The 18,105-nt window shown below is 41.8% G+C and carries 15 protein-coding genes; 9 read left to right on the top strand and 6 right to left on the bottom strand.

Annotation, left to right across the window (positions count from 1 at the left end):
* From QP420_RS01000 to pknB, 5 genes are read left to right on the top strand one after another with little or no spacing between them, the layout of a single operon-like run.
* A complete protein-coding gene (locus QP420_RS01000; protein ID WP_415688632.1) occupies nucleotides 1–1,698 on the top strand; it encodes a PP2C family protein-serine/threonine phosphatase in 1,698 nt (565 codons plus the stop codon).
* Nucleotides 1,695–3,119: an FtsW/RodA/SpoVE family cell cycle protein gene (locus QP420_RS01005; RefSeq protein ID WP_060786994.1), complete on the top strand. Its 1,425-nt coding sequence runs from the start codon at nucleotides 1,695–1,697 to the stop codon at nucleotides 3,117–3,119. The genes QP420_RS01000 and QP420_RS01005 overlap by 4 nt, the downstream gene beginning before the upstream one ends.
* The gene (locus QP420_RS01010) at nucleotides 3,112–4,578 is read left to right on the top strand and encodes a peptidoglycan D,D-transpeptidase FtsI family protein (RefSeq protein ID WP_060786993.1); all 1,467 of its coding nucleotides are present in this window, start codon (nucleotides 3,112–3,114) and stop codon (nucleotides 4,576–4,578) included. Before QP420_RS01005 ends, QP420_RS01010 begins: the two co-directional genes overlap by 8 nt.
* On the top strand, nucleotides 4,575–5,540 hold the full coding sequence (locus tag QP420_RS01015; RefSeq protein ID WP_060786992.1) for a serine/threonine-protein kinase: 966 nt from the start codon (nucleotides 4,575–4,577) through the stop codon (nucleotides 5,538–5,540). The genes QP420_RS01010 and QP420_RS01015 overlap by 4 nt, the downstream gene beginning before the upstream one ends.
* Entirely contained in the window at nucleotides 5,537–7,621 is a 2,085-nt protein-coding gene (pknB, locus tag QP420_RS01020; protein ID WP_415688636.1) for a Stk1 family PASTA domain-containing Ser/Thr kinase, read from the top strand. The genes QP420_RS01015 and pknB overlap by 4 nt, the downstream gene beginning before the upstream one ends.
* Before the next feature lie 213 nt (nucleotides 7,622–7,834).
* Here pknB and QP420_RS01025 read toward each other — a convergent pair whose 3' ends face one another.
* Both QP420_RS01025 and QP420_RS01030 read right to left on the bottom strand, forming a co-directional pair.
* Complete coding sequence (locus QP420_RS01025; RefSeq protein WP_415695854.1) at nucleotides 7,835–8,950, bottom strand: class E sortase; 1,116 nt, start codon at nucleotides 8,948–8,950, stop codon at nucleotides 7,835–7,837.
* Nucleotides 8,951–8,959: 9 nt separating this feature from the next.
* Nucleotides 8,960–9,751 (bottom strand): DUF881 domain-containing protein, encoded by a 792-nt coding sequence (locus QP420_RS01030; protein ID WP_481616316.1) that lies wholly within the window; start codon nucleotides 9,749–9,751, stop codon nucleotides 8,960–8,962.
* Between the two features lie 76 nt (nucleotides 9,752–9,827).
* Here QP420_RS01030 and crgA point away from each other — a divergent pair, with 76 nt between their 5' ends.
* Complete coding sequence (gene crgA / locus QP420_RS01035; RefSeq protein WP_060786989.1) at nucleotides 9,828–10,229, top strand: cell division protein CrgA; 402 nt, start codon at nucleotides 9,828–9,830, stop codon at nucleotides 10,227–10,229.
* A gap of 59 nt (nucleotides 10,230–10,288) precedes the next feature.
* On the opposite strand, the gene QP420_RS01040 is transcribed toward crgA, so the two are convergent.
* Together QP420_RS01040 and QP420_RS01045 are read right to left on the bottom strand one after the other, a co-directional pair.
* On the bottom strand, nucleotides 10,289–11,614 hold the full coding sequence (locus QP420_RS01040) for a THUMP-like domain-containing protein (RefSeq protein WP_481616317.1): 1,326 nt from the start codon (nucleotides 11,612–11,614) through the stop codon (nucleotides 10,289–10,291).
* 225 nt (nucleotides 11,615–11,839) lie between these two features.
* Nucleotides 11,840–12,541 (bottom strand): rhomboid family intramembrane serine protease, encoded by a 702-nt coding sequence (locus QP420_RS01045; protein ID WP_060786987.1) that lies wholly within the window; start codon nucleotides 12,539–12,541, stop codon nucleotides 11,840–11,842.
* A gap of 221 nt (nucleotides 12,542–12,762) precedes the next feature.
* On the opposite strand from QP420_RS01045, the gene QP420_RS01050 reads away from it, so the two are divergent.
* Entirely contained in the window at nucleotides 12,763–12,975 is a 213-nt protein-coding gene (locus tag QP420_RS01050) for a hypothetical protein (protein WP_060786986.1), read from the top strand.
* Nucleotides 12,976–13,173: 198 nt separating this feature from the next.
* On the opposite strand, the gene QP420_RS01055 is transcribed toward QP420_RS01050, so the two are convergent.
* Nucleotides 13,174–15,657 carry a glycogen/starch/alpha-glucan phosphorylase gene (locus QP420_RS01055; protein ID WP_481616318.1) on the bottom strand — a complete coding sequence of 828 codons (2,484 nt, stop codon included), beginning with the start codon at nucleotides 15,655–15,657 and terminating at the stop codon, nucleotides 13,174–13,176.
* Between the two features lie 243 nt (nucleotides 15,658–15,900).
* On the opposite strand from QP420_RS01055, the gene QP420_RS01060 reads away from it, so the two are divergent.
* Nucleotides 15,901–16,350 carry a sterol carrier family protein gene (locus QP420_RS01060; RefSeq protein WP_060786984.1) on the top strand — a complete coding sequence of 150 codons (450 nt, stop codon included), beginning with the start codon at nucleotides 15,901–15,903 and terminating at the stop codon, nucleotides 16,348–16,350.
* Nucleotides 16,351–16,390: 40 nt separating this feature from the next.
* Here QP420_RS01060 and QP420_RS01065 read toward each other — a convergent pair whose 3' ends face one another.
* The gene (locus QP420_RS01065; protein ID WP_060786983.1) at nucleotides 16,391–16,819 is read right to left on the bottom strand and encodes a DUF3073 domain-containing protein; all 429 of its coding nucleotides are present in this window, start codon (nucleotides 16,817–16,819) and stop codon (nucleotides 16,391–16,393) included.
* 155 nt (nucleotides 16,820–16,974) lie between these two features.
* On the opposite strand from QP420_RS01065, the gene trpS reads away from it, so the two are divergent.
* The gene (gene trpS, locus QP420_RS01070) at nucleotides 16,975–18,066 is read left to right on the top strand and encodes a tryptophan--tRNA ligase (protein WP_060786982.1); all 1,092 of its coding nucleotides are present in this window, start codon (nucleotides 16,975–16,977) and stop codon (nucleotides 18,064–18,066) included.
* Nucleotides 18,067–18,105 lie beyond the last annotated feature (39 nt).

An 18,105-nucleotide genomic window follows, 5' to 3' on the forward strand; every position in this document is an offset into this window, starting at 1 on the left:
ATGAAACAATTCGATTCAAACATTGAAGATGAAAGAAATAGTAAAAAAGAGCAAAATCAAGATAAATCTGTAGATAATGCTGTAGATAATGCTGCAAATAGTAAAGAAAATAGTTTAAATAAGGCTTCGTTTATAGATAAAGCATTATTTATGTACTCCACGGCTGTTAGCGACGTTGGTACAGTTAGGAGCAATAATCAGGATTCTGCCTTTGCAGGAGAACGATTAGCTGCTATTTGCGATGGAATGGGCGGCCACGCTGGTGGAGATACTGCATCCACGATTGCCATTAGGTCTTTAGCTCATATTGAGCAGGATTCAAGACCGAACGATGTAAAAGCTGTTTCTTCAATGTTAGAAACTTCAATTATGGCAGCTCACGATGCAATAGTTGGAAAAGCAAAAAGAGAACGCAGGCTTGCTGGCATGGGAACAACAGTAACAGCCGTCTCTCTTGTAAGCGGTTACTGGGTTCTTGCACATTTAGGTGATTCTAGAGCATACTTGTTGCGCGATAATCGTCTTATAAGAATGACTTGTGATCACAGTTACGTTCAGCATTTAATAGATACTGGTCATATCACTCCAGAAGAAGCAAGGAATCATCCGCAGCGTAATGTTGTTATGCGCGTTTTAGGTGATTTTGATATTGACCCAAGGCCAGATATTGCCATTAGGCAGGCTCACCCTTCGGATCGTTGGCTTCTTTGCTCAGATGGTGTTTGTGGAGTGTTAGAAGATTCCACAATTCAAGAAATAATGAGCACAATATCCAACCAAGAAGAGTGCGCTCAAAAACTTGTTTCAATGGCACTTAAAGCGGGAAGCACAGATAATGCTACTGCTGTTATAGCAGACGCCACATTAGCTTTGGATGCGGATGCTTTTGATTTACCACATCAAACGCCATTAATCGGCGGTGCCGCAAGCAAAGATTTAGAGTCTATAGCAGATATTGTTAATAAAGCTGTTTCTTCTACACCAGTCTTAAGAGAAGGCAAGGATTCGCCTGCGCAAAGGGCTGCTGCTCTTATGCAAACGGATTCAAAATCAACAGAAAAATCTGAGAAAATTGCAGAAACCACTCGATTAGTGCAGCCTTCTCATTTAAGAAATGAAGAGGAACTTAGATCTACCGACACAAACGAGATTCCGATTGTAAAAAAGAAGAACGGTAGAGTATCAACAGATCCTAGAGATCCAGACGTTCAGCGCGCTGTAAAAAGAGAGCAAGCCGAGGCTCATAAGGCAAATAGGATTAGAAAAAGGTGGATGAGAATAGGTGTTGCGTTTGCAATACTTGTGGTTTGCTCTATTGTTGCTTCTGGAGCGTATCTTGTTTACTCTTGGACTCAAAAGCAGTACTACATTGGTAAAGGAAATGATCGAGTAGTTATTTACCAAGGCGTTCCTACTAACATATTTGGTTTAGAGCTTTCTCACCAGATTGAAGAAACAGATATTAAAGTAAAAAATCTTGATAAGTCTTGGCAAGATCAGCTTGACGAAGGTATTAGTTTTAGCAGTCTTAAAGAAGCAAGAGGGCATGCAAGGCTGATTGGTAGAGAAGTTCGTGCTCGAGAGAGTGAAAAGCGCGGAAATAAGCAAAAAAGCGTTGTTTCTAATTCAGATAATAAGGATGGAAACAATAGTGGAGTTGTAGACTCTAGCAGTGATTCAGGAGGTAAAACCTCGTGAACATGTTTAGTATGCGAATTAAGCAAATCTCCTTGTTGCTGTTTTCTGTGATTATATCTTCAGTGGCATTTTTGCAAATGTTTCTAAGAGTTAATGGCTTTATTCCAGCAGACTATGTTGGTATGTTTGCTCTAACAACAGCATTGTACCTGGTTTTGTGGGGCGTTTTGATTGTAAAAAAGCCTTATTCTAGCCAGGTAATATTACCTTGCATTCTTCTTCTTACAGCTATTGGAACTGTTATGATTGCAAGAATAGACAAGCAGCACAACACTAATGTTGCTATGAAGCAACTTATTTGGGTTTGTGTTGCTCTTGTGCTATCCATAATTTTTGTAATGGTTCTGGAAGACTATAGGATTCTTAGAAGATTCTCGTACGTTAGCATGGTGATTGGTCTTGTTCTTCTTTTATCTCCAATGCTTCCAATAGTAGGCAAAGAGATTGGCGGAGCTAGAATTTGGATTGGGTTTGGAAATCACACTATTCAGCCTGGAGAATTTGCAAAACTATTCTTAGCCTTCTTCTTTGCAGCATATTTGTTTGATCATAGAGACAGGCTTGCGGTTGGTGGAACTAAGATTTTGGGGATTCATCTTCCGCGATTTAAAGACATGGCTCCTATTGCTATTGTTTGGGTTGCATCAATGTGTGTTCTTGTTGTACAACACGACTTAGGAACATCATTAATGTTCTTTGCAATGTTTGTTTCTATGCTCTACGTTTCAACTGGAAGAAAAGGTTGGCTTGCAATAGGCTTTATAGCATTTATGATTGGATGCCTGGTTGCGGTTAAGCTTTTTGCACACGTTCAGTACAGAGTTGACGCTTGGCTTAATCCGTACGACCCCGTTATTTACAACAGATTCCCAGGTGGTTCTGCTCAAATTGTTACTGGATTATTTGGCCTTGCAGCAGGAGGCATAACAGGAACTGGATTGGGGCAGGGGCATCCGTCTTTAACACCTCTTGCTAATTCTGATTTTATTTATGCATCCGTGGGAGAAGAACTAGGATTAACTGGATTATTTATAGTCTTAATGCTTTACATGATTATTATTGCGTCTGGCATGATTACGGCTATGAAGATTAAAGACGGTTTTGGAAAGCTTCTTGCATCTGGATTAGTTTTTACAATGGCATTCCAAGTGTTTACTGTTGTTGGTGGTATTACTCTTGTTATTCCTCTTACTGGCTTAACAATGCCATATATGGCTGCTGGAGGATCGTCTTTGGTTGCAAACTATTTGCTTGCAGCTATTTTGATTGTTATTTCTAATGCGGCCAATAAGCCTGAGGCTGTTGTAACATCCGATACTTTCCAATACGAAGCCTTAGCTGCTCTTAGAGAAAGGGAGCTTAAGGAAAGGGAAAATAACTCCTCTAATCTTAAAGAAGATGGGGGTGAATTTAATGAATAAATGCTTAAAACAGCTTTTTACTGCTGTAGTCGTACTGTTTGTGATTTTGTGTATTTCTAGTACCTACATAACTTCTATAAAAGCAAACGAATTAAATTCTGATCCTAGAAACAGGCGCGCGCTATATCATGAATTTGGATCTCCAAGAGGGGCGATTCTTGCTTCTGATGGAACTGTTTTAGCAAAGTCGGATCCTTCTAAAGATGCGTTTGTATACCAAAGATCATATTCTAATGGCGCTGTTTATGCTCCAATAACGGGGTATTATTCAATAAGTCAGAGAGCAGATAGAGGCATAGAGGCTTCTAGAAATCAGCTTTTAAGCGGTGAATCTGATGCGTTATTCCTTCAAAAGTTTAAGTCGCTATTTACAGGTGTAGAAAATAGGGGTGCTTCTATAGAAACATCTATTAACACTAAGCTTCAAACTCTTGCATACAATCTTTTAAAAGACAAGAATGGCGCTTTAGTTGCAATAGAGCCAAAAACGGGAAGAATACTTGCAATGGTTAGCACTCCTAGCTATGATCCTTCTTCTCTTGCATCTCACAATGCTGCGAACGCCAACAGGGCTTATAAAGATCTTGTGTCTAACATATATAATCCAATGCTAAATCGTTCAATATCTGAACTTTATGCTCCTGGATCTACCTTTAAGACTGTTGTTGCGGCAACCGCTTTAGAAACTGGAAAATATGATTTAAACACTTCGATTCCAGCTGGATCGGTTTACACTCTTCCGGGAACTCAAACTCATCTTACAAACGTTGTTCCAAGCGCAAGTGGAACAAATGGGCAAATATCGTTTGAAGACGCATTAGCGTATTCTTCAAATACGGCGTTTGCTCAACTAGGAGTGTCTTTAGGATCCGATGCAATTGTAAAGCAGGCTAAAAAGTTTGGATTGTTTAGCTCGTTTACTTTAGATGGTTCTGATTCAACTGGCTTCCCAATGAGAGTTGTTGCGTCTTTGCTTAATCAAAAGCCTACGCAAGATAAGCTTGCTCTTCAGTCGATTGGTCAGGGAGATGCCAGGGTTACACCTCTTCAAAACGCTATGATTGCGGCTGCTATTGCAAATAATGGCACTCTTATGAAGCCAACTCTTGTTGACTGTGTAAGATCTAGCGATTTGTCTGTTATATCTCAAACAACCCCTACTGTTATGAGTCAAGCTTTAAGTGCGCAAAGTGCTGCAAAACTTAATGCTATGATGCAAAGTGTGGTTGTAAAAAGTAACCCAAATCTTTCTTTGCCAAATGTTCATGTTGCTGCAAAATCAGGAACAGCACAAATTGGGTTTAGAAATCAGGCTATTAATGGTTGGGTTATTGGATTTGCACCAGCAGAAGACCCTAAAATAGCTGTAGCAGTTGTTATTCACAATGCAAGTACATACGGAACACTTACGGCAGGACCTATTATGCGACAGGTGATGAAGGAGGCGCTTAAGCAATGAAACTTGTTGAAGGACAGTTAGTTCATCATCGATACAGGCTAGATAGAAGGCTTGCACAAGGCGGTATGGGAGAAGTCTGGAAGGGCTTCGATATACAGCTGGGCAGAATAGTGGCCATTAAAGCGCTTAGAACAGACACTAATAATGTTGAAGCTAAATTGCGCAGACTTAGAGCAGAAGCACATAATTCGGCTAATCTTGCTCACCCAAACATTGCAGCGCTATTTGACTACTACGAGCATGATGGCATTGGTTTTTTGATTATGGAATATGTTCCTAGCAAGTCTTTGGCAGATTTGTATCATAAAGAAAAAACTGTAGAGCCAACGCGCTTGCTGCCTATTCTTATTCAAACCGCTAGAGGTCTTTTTGTTGCTCATTCGCATGGAGTAATTCATAGGGACGTTAAGCCAGCAAATATTATGGTTTCCGAAACGGGAAACGTAAAGATTACAGATTTTGGCGTTTCGTACTCTAACGACCAAGAGCAGATTACTCAAGATGGAATGGTTGTTGGAACGGCTCAATACATTTCCCCAGAGCAGGCTCAAGGAGAGCAGGCAACAGCACAGTCCGATATTTATTCTCTTGGCGTTGTTGCGTACGAAGGGCTTTGTGGCCATAGGCCATTTACTGGTGCCACGCCTGTAGATATTGCGGCAGCACACGTTAATGACCCTGTTCCGCCTCTTCCAGATAGCGTTGATGTTCAGCTAAGACAGTTTGTAATGTCAATGCTTTCTAAGAATCCAAAAGACAGACCTAAAGATGCTCTTGTTGTTTCGAAAGTGCTTGCAAAAATCGAAAGAAGACTTTTGGATCAGCAAACAGCATTCAACAATAAAAATCCAATAGATTCTTCCAGCGCAAATCGCATTAGACGCAGCGTTAGAAGTGTTCCAAAAACTCAAGTGAATATTATTAACATTTTGAATAATAACGACCGCAAGGAGCAGCAATGAGTAACACAATGCCTACCTCATTAGCGAATGGACGGTACCAATTAGGTGAATTGATTGGCCGCGGTGGAATGGCCGAAGTGCGAGTCGCAGAAGATAAGCGCTTGGGTCGTACCGTTGCTGTTAAAATCATGCGTTCTGATTTGGCAAATGACGAGATCTTTTTGTCTCGCTTCCGCCGAGAAGCGCATTCAATCGCGCAGATGAACAATCCAAACATAGTAAATATCTATGATTCTGGAGAAGAATCTGTTGTAGACGACAATGGCGTAGAAGAGCATTTGCCGTATCTTGTTATGGAATACGTTAAAGGCAAAACACTTCGCGACATTCTTAAGATGAACGGTGCTTTAAGCCAGCGTGATTCTGAGCAGGTTATGCTTGGCGTTTTAAACGCATTGGAATATTCGCATAGAATGGGCGTAATTCACCGAGACATTAAGCCTGGAAACATTATGATTTCCGAGCAGGGCATTGTTAAGGTTATGGATTTTGGAATTGCCAGGGCGCTAGACGATTCTGCAACAACAATGACGCAATCGCAGGGTGTTGTTGGAACCGCGCAATACTTGTCTCCAGAGCAGGCTCGCGGCGAGCAGGTTGACATGCGATCCGACTTGTATTCTGCAGGATGCGTTTTATACGAGATGCTAACTGGAAGGCCGCCTTTTACTGGCGATTCCGCTGTTGCAATCGCATATCAGCACGTTTCGGAAGTGGCCACGCCTCTAAGCACACTTGTTCCTGGCTTGCCTGCAATGTGGGATAAGATTTGCGCTAAAGCAATGGCAAAAGATAGGCAGAACAGGTACGCAACAGCTGCAGAGTTTAAAAACGACATATTAGCGTTTATGAATGGCGGTGTTCCTGTTGCAGCAGCCTTTAATCCTTTAACCGATTTGGCTAATATGCGTGCAAGAAAGCAGGCGGAGCAGAACGCTGCAACGCAGGCTATGGGTGCTGCAGACACCGCCTCTACGCAAAGCTTTGGTGCCATTACAGGGCAGTTTGATGCGTACCAAAATTCGGGATACAACACTAGAGCAGCTCAGCGTGCTGCAAGCCAGGCAAAAAGAAGCAAGCGTATTGTTATTGCTTCTGTTATATCTGCGATTGTTTGCGCGATTGTTGTTGGCGGAATCTTGTTTATGTTAAATCGCAGTAAGATTGCTGGAGATATTGTTGTTCCAACGTTTACAGAAACAACTACTCAAGATGCTGCTAAAGAAAAGCTTCGTGCTCTTGGTCTCATTCCAGATATTTTGGAAGACGATAAGTCTACTAAGCCAGAAGGTACTTTTACCAGGCAGTCTCCTAAAGGTGGGGATAAAGTTGCATCTGGTTCTAGAGTTAGTGTTTGGTTCTCTGTTGGCCCTCAGTCAACTAAGATTCCAGATGTTACTGGAAAATCGCAAGAAGCTGCTAGAAAGGCTCTTGAAAGGGCAGGATTTAAGATTTCTAACGTTAGAGTGGAAGACAGTACAGACGTTAAAAAGAATCATGTTACACGAACGGACCCAGTTGCAGATTCGTTTGCAGATAAAGGTTCAATGGTTACTTTGTACATCTCTTCTGGTTTAACAAAGATTCCTGATGGAATGGTTGGCCAATCTAAAGATGTTGTTACTAGCGAATTGCAAAATCTTGGTTTTACCGTTAACACTGTAGAAGAAGAATCTGAAACAGCTGCAGAAGGAACTGTTACTAAGATGAATCCGTCTGCTGGGGCTGCTGTAAAGCCGCATAGCGCTATAACGCTGTATGTTTCTAAAGGCAAGCCTAAGGTAGAGGTTCCACATGTTGCTCTTGGCGTAACAACGTTAAAGCAGGCCAAGCAAATATTGGAAGCAAAGGGCTTTAAGGTTGTTGCCGACGCTTCTGCTAAAGATGATGATCTTGTTGAAAGCATGTCGGAAAAAGAAGGATCTAAGATAGACAAAGGCTCTACAATAACGCTTACTGTAAGGACTTTGCAATCTTCCTTAGATAGCAATTTAAGATATGGAAGAAGAACAGATCCTGGAAGAACTTCTAGCTCCGACTCTTCGTCTACTTCTACAACAACAAGCGATAGTGGATTCTAACGATAGTGGATTCAAGCGATAGTGGATTCTAAGTAGTCTAAACTATTTAAGCACTATCTAAGCTATCTAAATAACTAAAACGCCGCCTAGTTTTGCACGTTGTTTTAACGGCATCTAGGCGGCGTTTTGTATTTAGTTGTTTTTGTATTTAGCTACTAAATAGTCTTATCAAACGGCTTATCAAATATGTATAGCAAATCAGCAAATTGTTTGCTAGTAAACCGTTGCTGTATACGCAGACATCTCTCTTAAGAACGGAATCGTTGCAGACGCAAACGGATATACCCATTGCATAAGAATTGAAATTAAAATTACGTATATGAGCGCAGAAAGAACTATTCGTACAGGTAGGATTCCAGGCTGTAGCCTCATAAGTCCACCGAAAATGCTGAACTCTGGCTTTGGCTTTAATCCAGCGCGGATTTGACGCCTTAAAGGCCACTGCCAAGCAATGCCAGCAGCGGCGAAGATAATTATGTACGAAACTAGAGCAATAAGCATGATTGGCACAAGAGAATCAAGGCGAGAAGCCAAAGATTGCTGCTCGTTGTTTACAAACTTAACTTGGCCATTTGCATCTACGGTAGAAAGTTCTTTAGGAATACCGTCAGAAACTTTAGCCCAATACTCTAGCTCGCCAAAGCTAACAAAACGGAACTTAGGCGTAGAATACTTTGGTTCGCAAGTAACAAGCGTAATTAGGCGCTTTTTAGGATTTTTGCTGTGGTTTAATGGGTCTTTGTCAAGAACTTCACTCTGTTCTGGCTTAACAATCTTGTGAGTAACGTACTTGTAAACAAACCAGTAATCTTTTGTGCGAACAATAATAGGATCACCTTTTTGGAATCGGTCAACATCTGCTAAAGGCTGACCGTAGCCGTTGCGGTGTCCACTAATACCAAAGTTTCCAACTTCTCCTGGCATTTCTGTTTTAGGGAAGCGTGCAAGGCCTCGTCTATTTAATATTTCTAGGCTAACACCTTCAACAAGATTGCGTTCCCATTGATCTCCAAACCTAGGAATATAGACTCTAGCAACAAGATCTCCGTACTTTACTTTTTGTAATTTAGGAGGATCGTCTACCTGCGGAAGAGCAATCTTTGTTTTCTTTCCAGCAGCAGGATTCTTCCAGGAAACGGCTTCGCGAGTTTCAAACTGTACGTGTTCAGATTGCGCACCAGTCCACCACATTTGCCAGACAATGTACAATGCACAAACAATTGCGAAAGCTATAAGAATTTCTCCAATAACACCAGCTATTGTCCAAATTAAGCTGGTTCCTGAGCTTTTGGTTTCGTTACGTTCGTGCATGTAGTTAGAACGCTTCATTTTACTCCTTTATTGCCTGGTGGAATGGTGTTGAGGAATATTGCCAATAAAATCGGCATCTTTTGGAACAGAGGCAAATCTTAGAGGTTGCAGTAATGCAGACGATTCTAAGAACTTTAAGTTTCCCCGCTTTTCCACTTTCCATCCCAGCCCAAAAGTGCTGACATAGTCTTTATATGTTTGAATTGCTGGAGAATCATCCAGCGCTTCTAGCATGTTTTCAACTGAGCCAATAGCAGATATTCTATACGGTGGCGAGTACTGATGGCCCTGCAGCATAAGCACGTTTCCAATGCAAACAACAGCGGAATTAAACAACACTCGTTGACCCTGAATCGTCATTGCCTCTGCTCCGCCCCTCCAAAGGGCATTTACAACAGCTTCTATGTCTTGTTGGTGAATTACATAGTCATTTATATTTGAGGAGCTTCCAGACCCGTTTACGGCCGTTTTCCAAAGTGGTGAATCGTTTAGCGTAACCGTAATGCCTGGACCCTGTATTGCTGGGAGCATTGTGCTTGTTCCAGTATCGTCTGAAGATTCAGAACCATTAGATGTGCTTGTTAGCGTTTTGTTTAAAAGATTAACCTTAGAATCTAGCTCTTTAACATCTTCTCGCAAATCTTTTGCTCTTTGAGAATTTCTTTCCACCATCTGGCCCGTATCGGAAGTAACAAATGCCGTACGATTTATGCGCAGATTAGTGATGAATAAGTACCCTGTAAAACAAATCGCTAATGCTACGGCAACGCTACCTAATAGCGATTTTTTAGCGCCGTGCCTACCTGTTTGTTTTGCCATAATGCTCATTCTTCTTCTTGCGTTCGAGTGTAACTATTATTATAGCGTGTAGCCGATTGATTGGAGTGTTACTGTTATGGCTGACGAAGAATTGAATAAATTGAACACCACTTCATCTGCCGATGTGGATGAGGCTCAAAACTCTTCTAAAGAAGACGTGTATGGCGTTCCTATGGAGCAGGTTGAAGCTGTTTTGAACGCAACTGCAGATAAAGAGTCTTTATCTCCGCAAATACAGCGCATGATGAAGCGTCAAGAAGAAAATACTCGCAGGGTTGAAGAGGCCATTAAGGGCACTAAAGCTAATGCTGGATGGTTTGTTCCACTCTTCTGCACGCTTATGATTGTTGGATTGTTCTGGGCTGTTGTTTATTACTTGAATCCTTCGCTCCCAATTCCTGGAATTGGAGCATTTAATCTTTTAATCGCAGCATGCTTGGTTATGGCTGGATTCTTAATGACAATGTGCTGGAGATAGTTGTTATACAACTTAGTTAATTCCTGATGGCTGCATGTAAAGCGTGCAGCCATTTTTTGTTATTTTGATTGCGTGCTGCTTGCGCGAATAATTACGTGGTTATTTTTAGAATCGGTAGTTGCAATAATCCTAGTTTTTCCGCCGTCTTTTAGCTTAAGTCTTTTCTTTAGATCATTTACGCTTAGTGGAAAATTATATGTTGCAATATTTGCGTAAGTCACATTTAAAAGTGCTTTGCTAATTTCTTTTTTGTTTAAACTAAAAATATTATCTATTTTCCAAATGTTTCCAGGGAAGTTAGATTCATATTCGCAAGATATAAAAACGTGGCTGTTGCTTGCGATTTGCAAGACGTTGTATTTGGAGCTTAAAAGCCTAAAACAGCCCGACTTCATAATTGAAGCGTTTGGTTCATAAACATATTTAGCCCAATTAGCCCAATTATTTATACTTAAGACGTTTGAGCTTTGTTGGTTTTTTGTATCTGGTTCTTGCGATTCGTGTAGTTCTTGCGATTCTTCTTCTACTTTATTTAAGTCTGGATTGTATTTTGCGTTAAAAACGGTTACTGAATCGTTATTTACGCAGTAAACATCAACGTTTGAATGCATGTTTGAGTCCAACACTAAAAGCAGCTCTTTGCACTCGTTATTGTGCGAAACAATGTGTATCTGGCTAACGTTTCCGCTAAAGTCGCAAACAGCTTTTTTCCAATCAAGCATAGGCGATAGTTTTATAAGCAAAAATTGCGCAACGCGTAGTATATGCGATTTTAGTTCAAGAACATTAGGCGTGCAGTCTTCGATTGCGTACGTTCTAGCTCCGCTCTTATCTCGTCTTGCGGGGTCAATGTAAATAAGCGTTGCTTGGTCTATTTTTTCTAGAGCTTCTACGCTTGTTGAATTTATGCATTGAACATTATTTAGGCCCATAGCAATCATGTTGTGTTGGCTTATGGCCGATAATTCTTCTTGTTTTTCTACGCAAATGGCCTTGTTGAATTCTTGGCTCATAATTGCGCAGTCCACTCCAAATCCACCTGTTAAATCGATTAGAGTTGTTTTGCATTTATCAATATTGTTGTTTTTTATAAGACGATTTGCAAGGCGTGCTTTATACTGTGCGGTTGCTTGCGATGAGCACTGTTCCATAGAAATATGAGCTGGATATATTACGCGCTCGTTTTTATACCATATTGGCAACTTTGTTTTTGCAATCTGCTTGCCGCTTATTTGATTAACAGCAAAAGCAACATTAACGTTTGGGTTATTAGACGCTTTTAGAGCAGCATCTTTTGGGTTAGTGTTTTGATTTTGATTAATAAAATCAATCGTCTGCTGGTTTTGCTTTTGTAATTGGCTTGGACAAGTGTTGTTAGATTGCATAATTCTATTTTTGATTAAGGTTTAGAGAAAGTCACAATTTTCCAAAAATGTGGATAACTGTTATGCACTTATCAACAGGGCTAAAAAAGTAGAGTTATCAACGATTGTGCATAACAATGTGGATAACTTATTGAGATATACCCACGTTATACCCAGGTTATCCACTTTTATGTCCACAATTGTGGAGAACTACACGCGTGTAATTTAGATGCATATCAATTAGTTTTAAATCAAGCAAAATGCGCATATTGCCAAAAGAGCTATAAGAGTTAGCAAAGAATAAACAGCAAAACGCTCATTAAAAGATGCTTTTTTAAGAAGCGGATTATTAACACCAAGCAAAGTAGACAGCACTATTCCCGTAACAAGGCCGCCAATATGTGCTTGCCAGGCAATATTTGGAACCAATAAAGGCATAGCAATAGTTAAACCAATCCAAATTAAAGTTCCATTAACGCTTTCGCCAAGTCGCCATTGTGCAACCAAAAGAGCGCCAATAAGTCCCATAATGGCTCCAGATGCTCCATAGGCGGCGAGTATCCAGTTTTCTGTAAGTTTGCAGTAAAGCAAAGTGGCAACGCATCCACCGAGTCCGCTAATAGCGTATAAGAAGAAGAATTTCCACCTTCCAAAGAATCTTTCAAGTTCTATTCCAAGCGAATATAGGCATAACATATTAAAAAGTATGTGCGTAAATCCTGGAGAATGCACAAACATAGATGTAAACCAAGTCCAACTTGCTTTTGTGATTAAAAATGGCGCAAAAGCTGTGTTTTCAATAAACAATTGATACGCGTTTGGCAAAAAAGTGTGAAGAATAATCTCAATAATCCATACAAACACGCAAATGTAGATAATTGAATACGTTGCGCTTTTGCAATTAGTCTTAAAGCGTTTAACAATATTATTTACATCAAAATTGTTCATAAAATAACATTATCTAATCGCATACACAAATAATCACAGTCTAATAATCACAGTCTAAAATAAGGTAAAAAATTTTATACGACTTAATAGTAAAAATGTAGTAAAAAAATAGCAAAAAGATGCAAGTATTAAAAAAAATCACTATTATAGTGAATACACGAGTAAACTCGGTATAAAACGTTGACTTGGACGAGCAGGTCAGCTTAACGAAAGGAGCCATCATGGAGAACAGGTCCTCTGGCGGTTGGAAGTTCTTTGCACTGCTCTTTGGAGCACTGCTCGCAGGTATTGCAGCATTGTATGTGTACAAGCAGCATAATCCTGATTACGATCCATGGGAGCAGCCATGGGAGAACAGCTCTTCGCCAATTAATTTGGGTGTAGAAAAGGAAAATAAAGAAGAAGCTGAAGAAGCTAAACCAGTTGAAGCTTAGATAAAATAAACTTTTCTGCATTAAAACTTAAACATTATTAGGCAGCGTTTTGTGATTTTTGCAAGACGCTGCTTTTTATAATGCAAAACAAAATCATAGATAGATAAGTATATAAACATGTAGATAAACAAAAGGCGATAATCAGCAAATGCCAATTATCGCCTTTTATTAAATCAAGCGTTAAACGCTTTTAAATACTCACTCGGCAGTTGGAAGAGCACCAGTGTGCCAAATGCGATCGAGGTAATCTTCGATAGAGCGATCAGAAGAGAAGTAACCAGAGTTGGCTACGTTCAAAACCGCCATGCGAGCCCACTTCATTGGGTCGCGGTAAGTTTCCTCAATCTGAGCCTGAATGTCCATGTAAGAGCTGAAATCAGCCATTGCCATGAAGTAATCGTGAGTAAGCCAATCATTAACGAGTGGCTCATACACGCTCTTGTCGCCGTTAGAGAAGGTGCCATCGGCAACCATGTCTACAGCGGTCTTCAAACGAGGATCAGACTCGTAGTACTTGCGGGAGCCGCCGTGATCGTAGCCTTCAGCGTAGAGCTTCTCAACCTCATCAACGGTCATGCCGAAGAGGAAGAAGTTCTCAGCGCCAACGCGCTCGCGAATCTCAACGTTTGCGCCGTCGAGAGTACCAACGGTCAAAGCGCCGTTCAAAGCGAACTTCATGTTGCCAGTACCAGACGCTTCCTTACCAGCCTGAGAAATCTGCTCGTCCAAATCGGTGGCAGGAATCAAGTTCATAGCAAGTTCAATGTTGTAGTTTGCTGGGAAGAACACAGCGAGCTTGCCCTTGCACGCTGGGTCGTTATTCACCACGCGAGCAACATTGTTGATGAGCTGAATGGTGAGCTTTGCCATTGCGTAACCTGGAGCGGACTTAGCGCCAAAGAACACGGTACGTGGGAGCATCTTGTCGACGTCGATTGTGCCGTTCTTAATTCCAGCGTATGTGGAGATAACCTGGAGGATCTTCATGGACTGGCGCTTGTACTCGTGCAAACGCTTAACAATGGTGTTGAACATTGTGTCTGGGTTGATTTCAAAGCCATACTTGTGCTTTGCAAAATCAACGAAGGCAAGCTTGTTCTGCTTCTTAACTTCGGCGAACTTCTTAACGAATGCCTTGTCGTCAGCCAATGGCTTTAAGCCTTCGAGAAGCTCCAAATCACCCTGCCATGCGTCGGTGCCCAAGCCCTCAGTAATAAGAGCAGACATACGTGGGTTGCTCAAACGCACAAAGCGACGAGGAGTTACGCCGTTAGTAACGTTCTTGAACTTATCTGGGTAAACGCTGGAGAAGTCCTTTAAGGTAACATCCTTCAACAACTCAGAGTGAAGCTCGGCAACGCCGTTAACGTAAGAACCGCCGTAGGTAGCCAAGTAGGCCATACGAACTACAGCACCTTCGCCATTTTCGTCGGCGTCGGTAGCAATGCGCATGCGCTCAACCTGATCTTCGGAAACACCCTTGCTGCGAAGCTCGTTGCGGAACTGCTCGCTAATGCCCTGAATAATCTCAAGGTGGCGTGGCAAAAGTTCGCCAATAAGCTTGGCTGGCCAAACTTCCAAAGCCTCTGGAAGAAGCGTGTGGCAAGTGTAGTTAAAGGTCTTAGTTGTAATACCCCAAGCGGTGTTCCAATCGTAGCCGTACTCGTCCATAAGAACGCGCATAAGCTCTGGAATACCAATAACTGGGTGAGTATCGTTCAACTGGAAGTTGATCTTGCTTGGGAAGGTTGTAAGGTCTGGCTTATCTTGGCCTGGGTAGAACACGCGAATAGCGTCGTGAATAGAAGCAGCAACAAAGAAGTACTGCTGCTCAAGACGCAAAGCCTTGCCCTGTGGAGTGGAATCTTCTGGATAAAGAATCTTGGAGATATTTTCTGCTTCAACCTGTGGCTTAACAGCGTCCAAGTACTCGGACTTGTTAAAGGTGAGCAAATCGAATTCGTCGTAAGACTTAGCAGTCCACAAGCGAAGAGTGTTTACGCGACCAGAATTGTAGCCTGGGACCATGTAGTCAACTGGTACTGCACGAACAGCCCAATCTGGCTTCCATACGCGCTTGCCGTTTTCTTCAACAACCTTGCCGCCAAAGTTAACGCGCTGATCGCGACCATAGTCGATATGTCCCCATGGCTCTTCGTTGCTAAGCCAGTAATCAGGAGTTTCTACCTGCTTACCCTGCTCATCAAAGCGCTGCTTAAAAATACCATAACGATATTGGATGCCGTAGCCAAATGCTGGCACGCCAATAGAGGCGAGCGAGTCGATAAAGCAGGCTGCGAGACGACCCAAACCGCCGTTACCTAAACCTGGCTCATACTCAGCGTCGATAACATCTTTTGGCTCAAAACCAAGATTTGTAACAGCCTTGTTGAACTGATCGGTAAGACCAGCGTTAAGCAAAGCGTTTTCAAGCTGCTTGCCCATTAAGAACTCTGCGCTCAAATAGCCAACAGCCTTGGTTTTTCCGTTAATCATGTCATGCTGGGTCTGCATCCAAGAATCCATCAAATGGCGACGGACCGCGGTAGCAGCGGCAACATACACATCAGCCGTAGTGGCCTGTTCTGGGGTGACACCCTGGGTGTACTTCAGATGTTCTTGAAGTTCTTTGGCAAATGCCGCCGCAGTAGTCTTGGCTTTCGGCGCGACGTGTTTAGTCATATTTGACTCCTTGTGCCGTGAATAATATATTTACCTAAAATGTGCGAATAGCAACCCTTGATTATGTTGGTTGTAGCCGCGCCAAATTGCACTTAACAAGACGGTACGCGGCAATGCACACGTTTTCATTGTTGATGATAGCACAACCCCAAACCCTTATTAAGAATTATTCACAATATAACTTTTGTAAAACACTGTTAAAATCGCAGATAATAGTTAGATAATTCATGAGATAATTTAAGTATGTCTGTTATACGAGAAGCTGATATAAGTGGTGCTAAAAAATCGTTTGAAACGTGGGCAAATAGTGCAAAAGCTTATATAAAATCTGTAAAAGATAAAAAAGATTTATGCTGCGTAAATTCCAATGAGATTGGCGTTAGTTTAAACGATGAAGCAATGGCTGTTAGATATTCGCTTTATGTATTAGAGCAGATAGCGCCTGGTTGCGCTGTGGAAGTGAGAGTGGCTCCTTGGGGAGCTGTGAAAATTTTGGAAGGTCCGCATTCGGATCCGCATAATTTAACGCCACCAGATGTTATAGAACTTGACCCAGATGTTTGGCTGCGACTTTCTTGCGCAATAACAAAATGGGATTACGAGCAGCAAATTGGAAATATAAGCGCAGTTGGAGAGCGAGATAATTTAAGCAATCTGCTGCCCGAACTTACAAAAGTTCTTTTAGATAATTAAGTTAGATAATCAAGTTAAATAACAAGCTAAATAATCAAAACTACTTATCTTTATGCATAAAATTAGGCATAGGCATAGGAATGTGATGATGAATAGCGCCAGAATTGCTAGACGATTTGTCTTTAGTGGCGGCCTGAGCGGCAGACTGAGCAGCCCACTCGGCGTAGTCGTCTAAATCGTCATCTCCACTCGAAACGGAATCATGCAAGCTGCCGGCATCATCATTACCAGCATTAGTGTTGATGTCTTTAGAATCATCTTCTACAGATAAACTTTCAGAATTATCTTGGTTATCTAGATAATCCTCGGTGTTATTGTAGTTATCAGATTCAAACGGATCGAAGGATCCTTGACCAGGCTCGTGAGTGTTAAGCTCTTTAGCAAGCTCGTCGTAATCCGTATCGGTCGTCAGGTATTTGAGCTTACGGGCAATTTTCTGTTGCTTTGCCTTCTGTCGTCCGCGGCCCATCTGACCCCCTCTAATTTACCAAAACAATCAATTCATCACACAAGAGCGTACCACTTTGCCGCAACAGAGTATATTGTCTGAGTGAACTTTTACCATAAAAGCCATATTTTAGGCGTAAAAATCGCAAGGAAAATTGCGTGTGTAAGGAGTTTAAAATGGAGCAAGAAGCACAGGTTACAGCTGCTGGAAATGAGATAAGCGCAAGCTTTATGGCAGCTCAAAAGCGTTCAGACGCAACGCTTGAGAAGCTAAAGGCAAATCCTAGCTCCTTTACAATGCTTACGGGAGATAGGCCAACAGGAAGGCTCCACCTGGGTCATTACTTTGGTTCGATTCGTGAGCGTGTCGCAATGCAAAATCTTGGCGTAAACACAAATGTGATTATTGCAGACTACCAGGTGATTACAGATAGAGACACTGTTGAACACGTAAAAGATAACGTGCTAAATCTTGTTCTTGATTACATGGCTGCTGGAATTGATCCTAAAAAAACAATGATTTTTACGCACTCCGCTGTGCCTGCAGAAAATCAGCTTATGCTGCCATTTTTGTCTTTAGTTACAGAAGCGGAATTGCATAGAAATCCTACTGTTAAAGCCGAAATGGAAGCTTCGGGTCACGCTTTAACAGGACTTTTGCTTACGTACCCAGTGCATCAGGCTTGCGATATTTTGTTCTGCAAAGCAAATGTTGTGCCAATTGGCAAAGATAATTTGCCACATATTGAGATTACGCGCACGATTGCTCGCAGGTTTAACGAGCGATACGCAAAGAAGAATCCTGTTTTCCCAGAGCCAGCTGCGATTCTTTCGGATACGCCAGAGATTCCAGGATTAGACGGGCGCAAGATGAGCAAGTCTTACGGAAACTCGATTATGCTGGGCGCAACCGCAGAAGAAACAGCAAAGTTGATTAAAAAAAGCCCAACCGATTCCGAGCGAACAATTACTTTTGACCCAGTGGCACGTCCGCAGGTTTCTGCACTTTTGACTACTGCGGGCTTGGTTACAGGCAGGGATCCAAAGGATATTGCTCAAGAAATCGGCGATGCTGGTGCAGGTGCGCTAAAGGCGTACGTTATTGAATCTGTAAACAACTTCCTTGCTCCACACCGCCAGCGTAGAGAAGAATTGGCCAAAGATATGGATTCAATCCGCGATATTTTGCACGACGGAAATGCGCGAGCTGCCGAGATTGCGCAGGAGACGCTTGAGCAAGTGCGCGAAGCGATGAATATGAAGTACTGATTAATTCTTGATTGATTGCATATTTTGATTGCATACAAA

This window comes from Bifidobacterium sp. UMB1197 (assembly GCF_030217745.1).
GTDB lineage: Bacteria > Actinomycetota > Actinomycetes > Actinomycetales > Bifidobacteriaceae > Bifidobacterium > Bifidobacterium vaginale_B.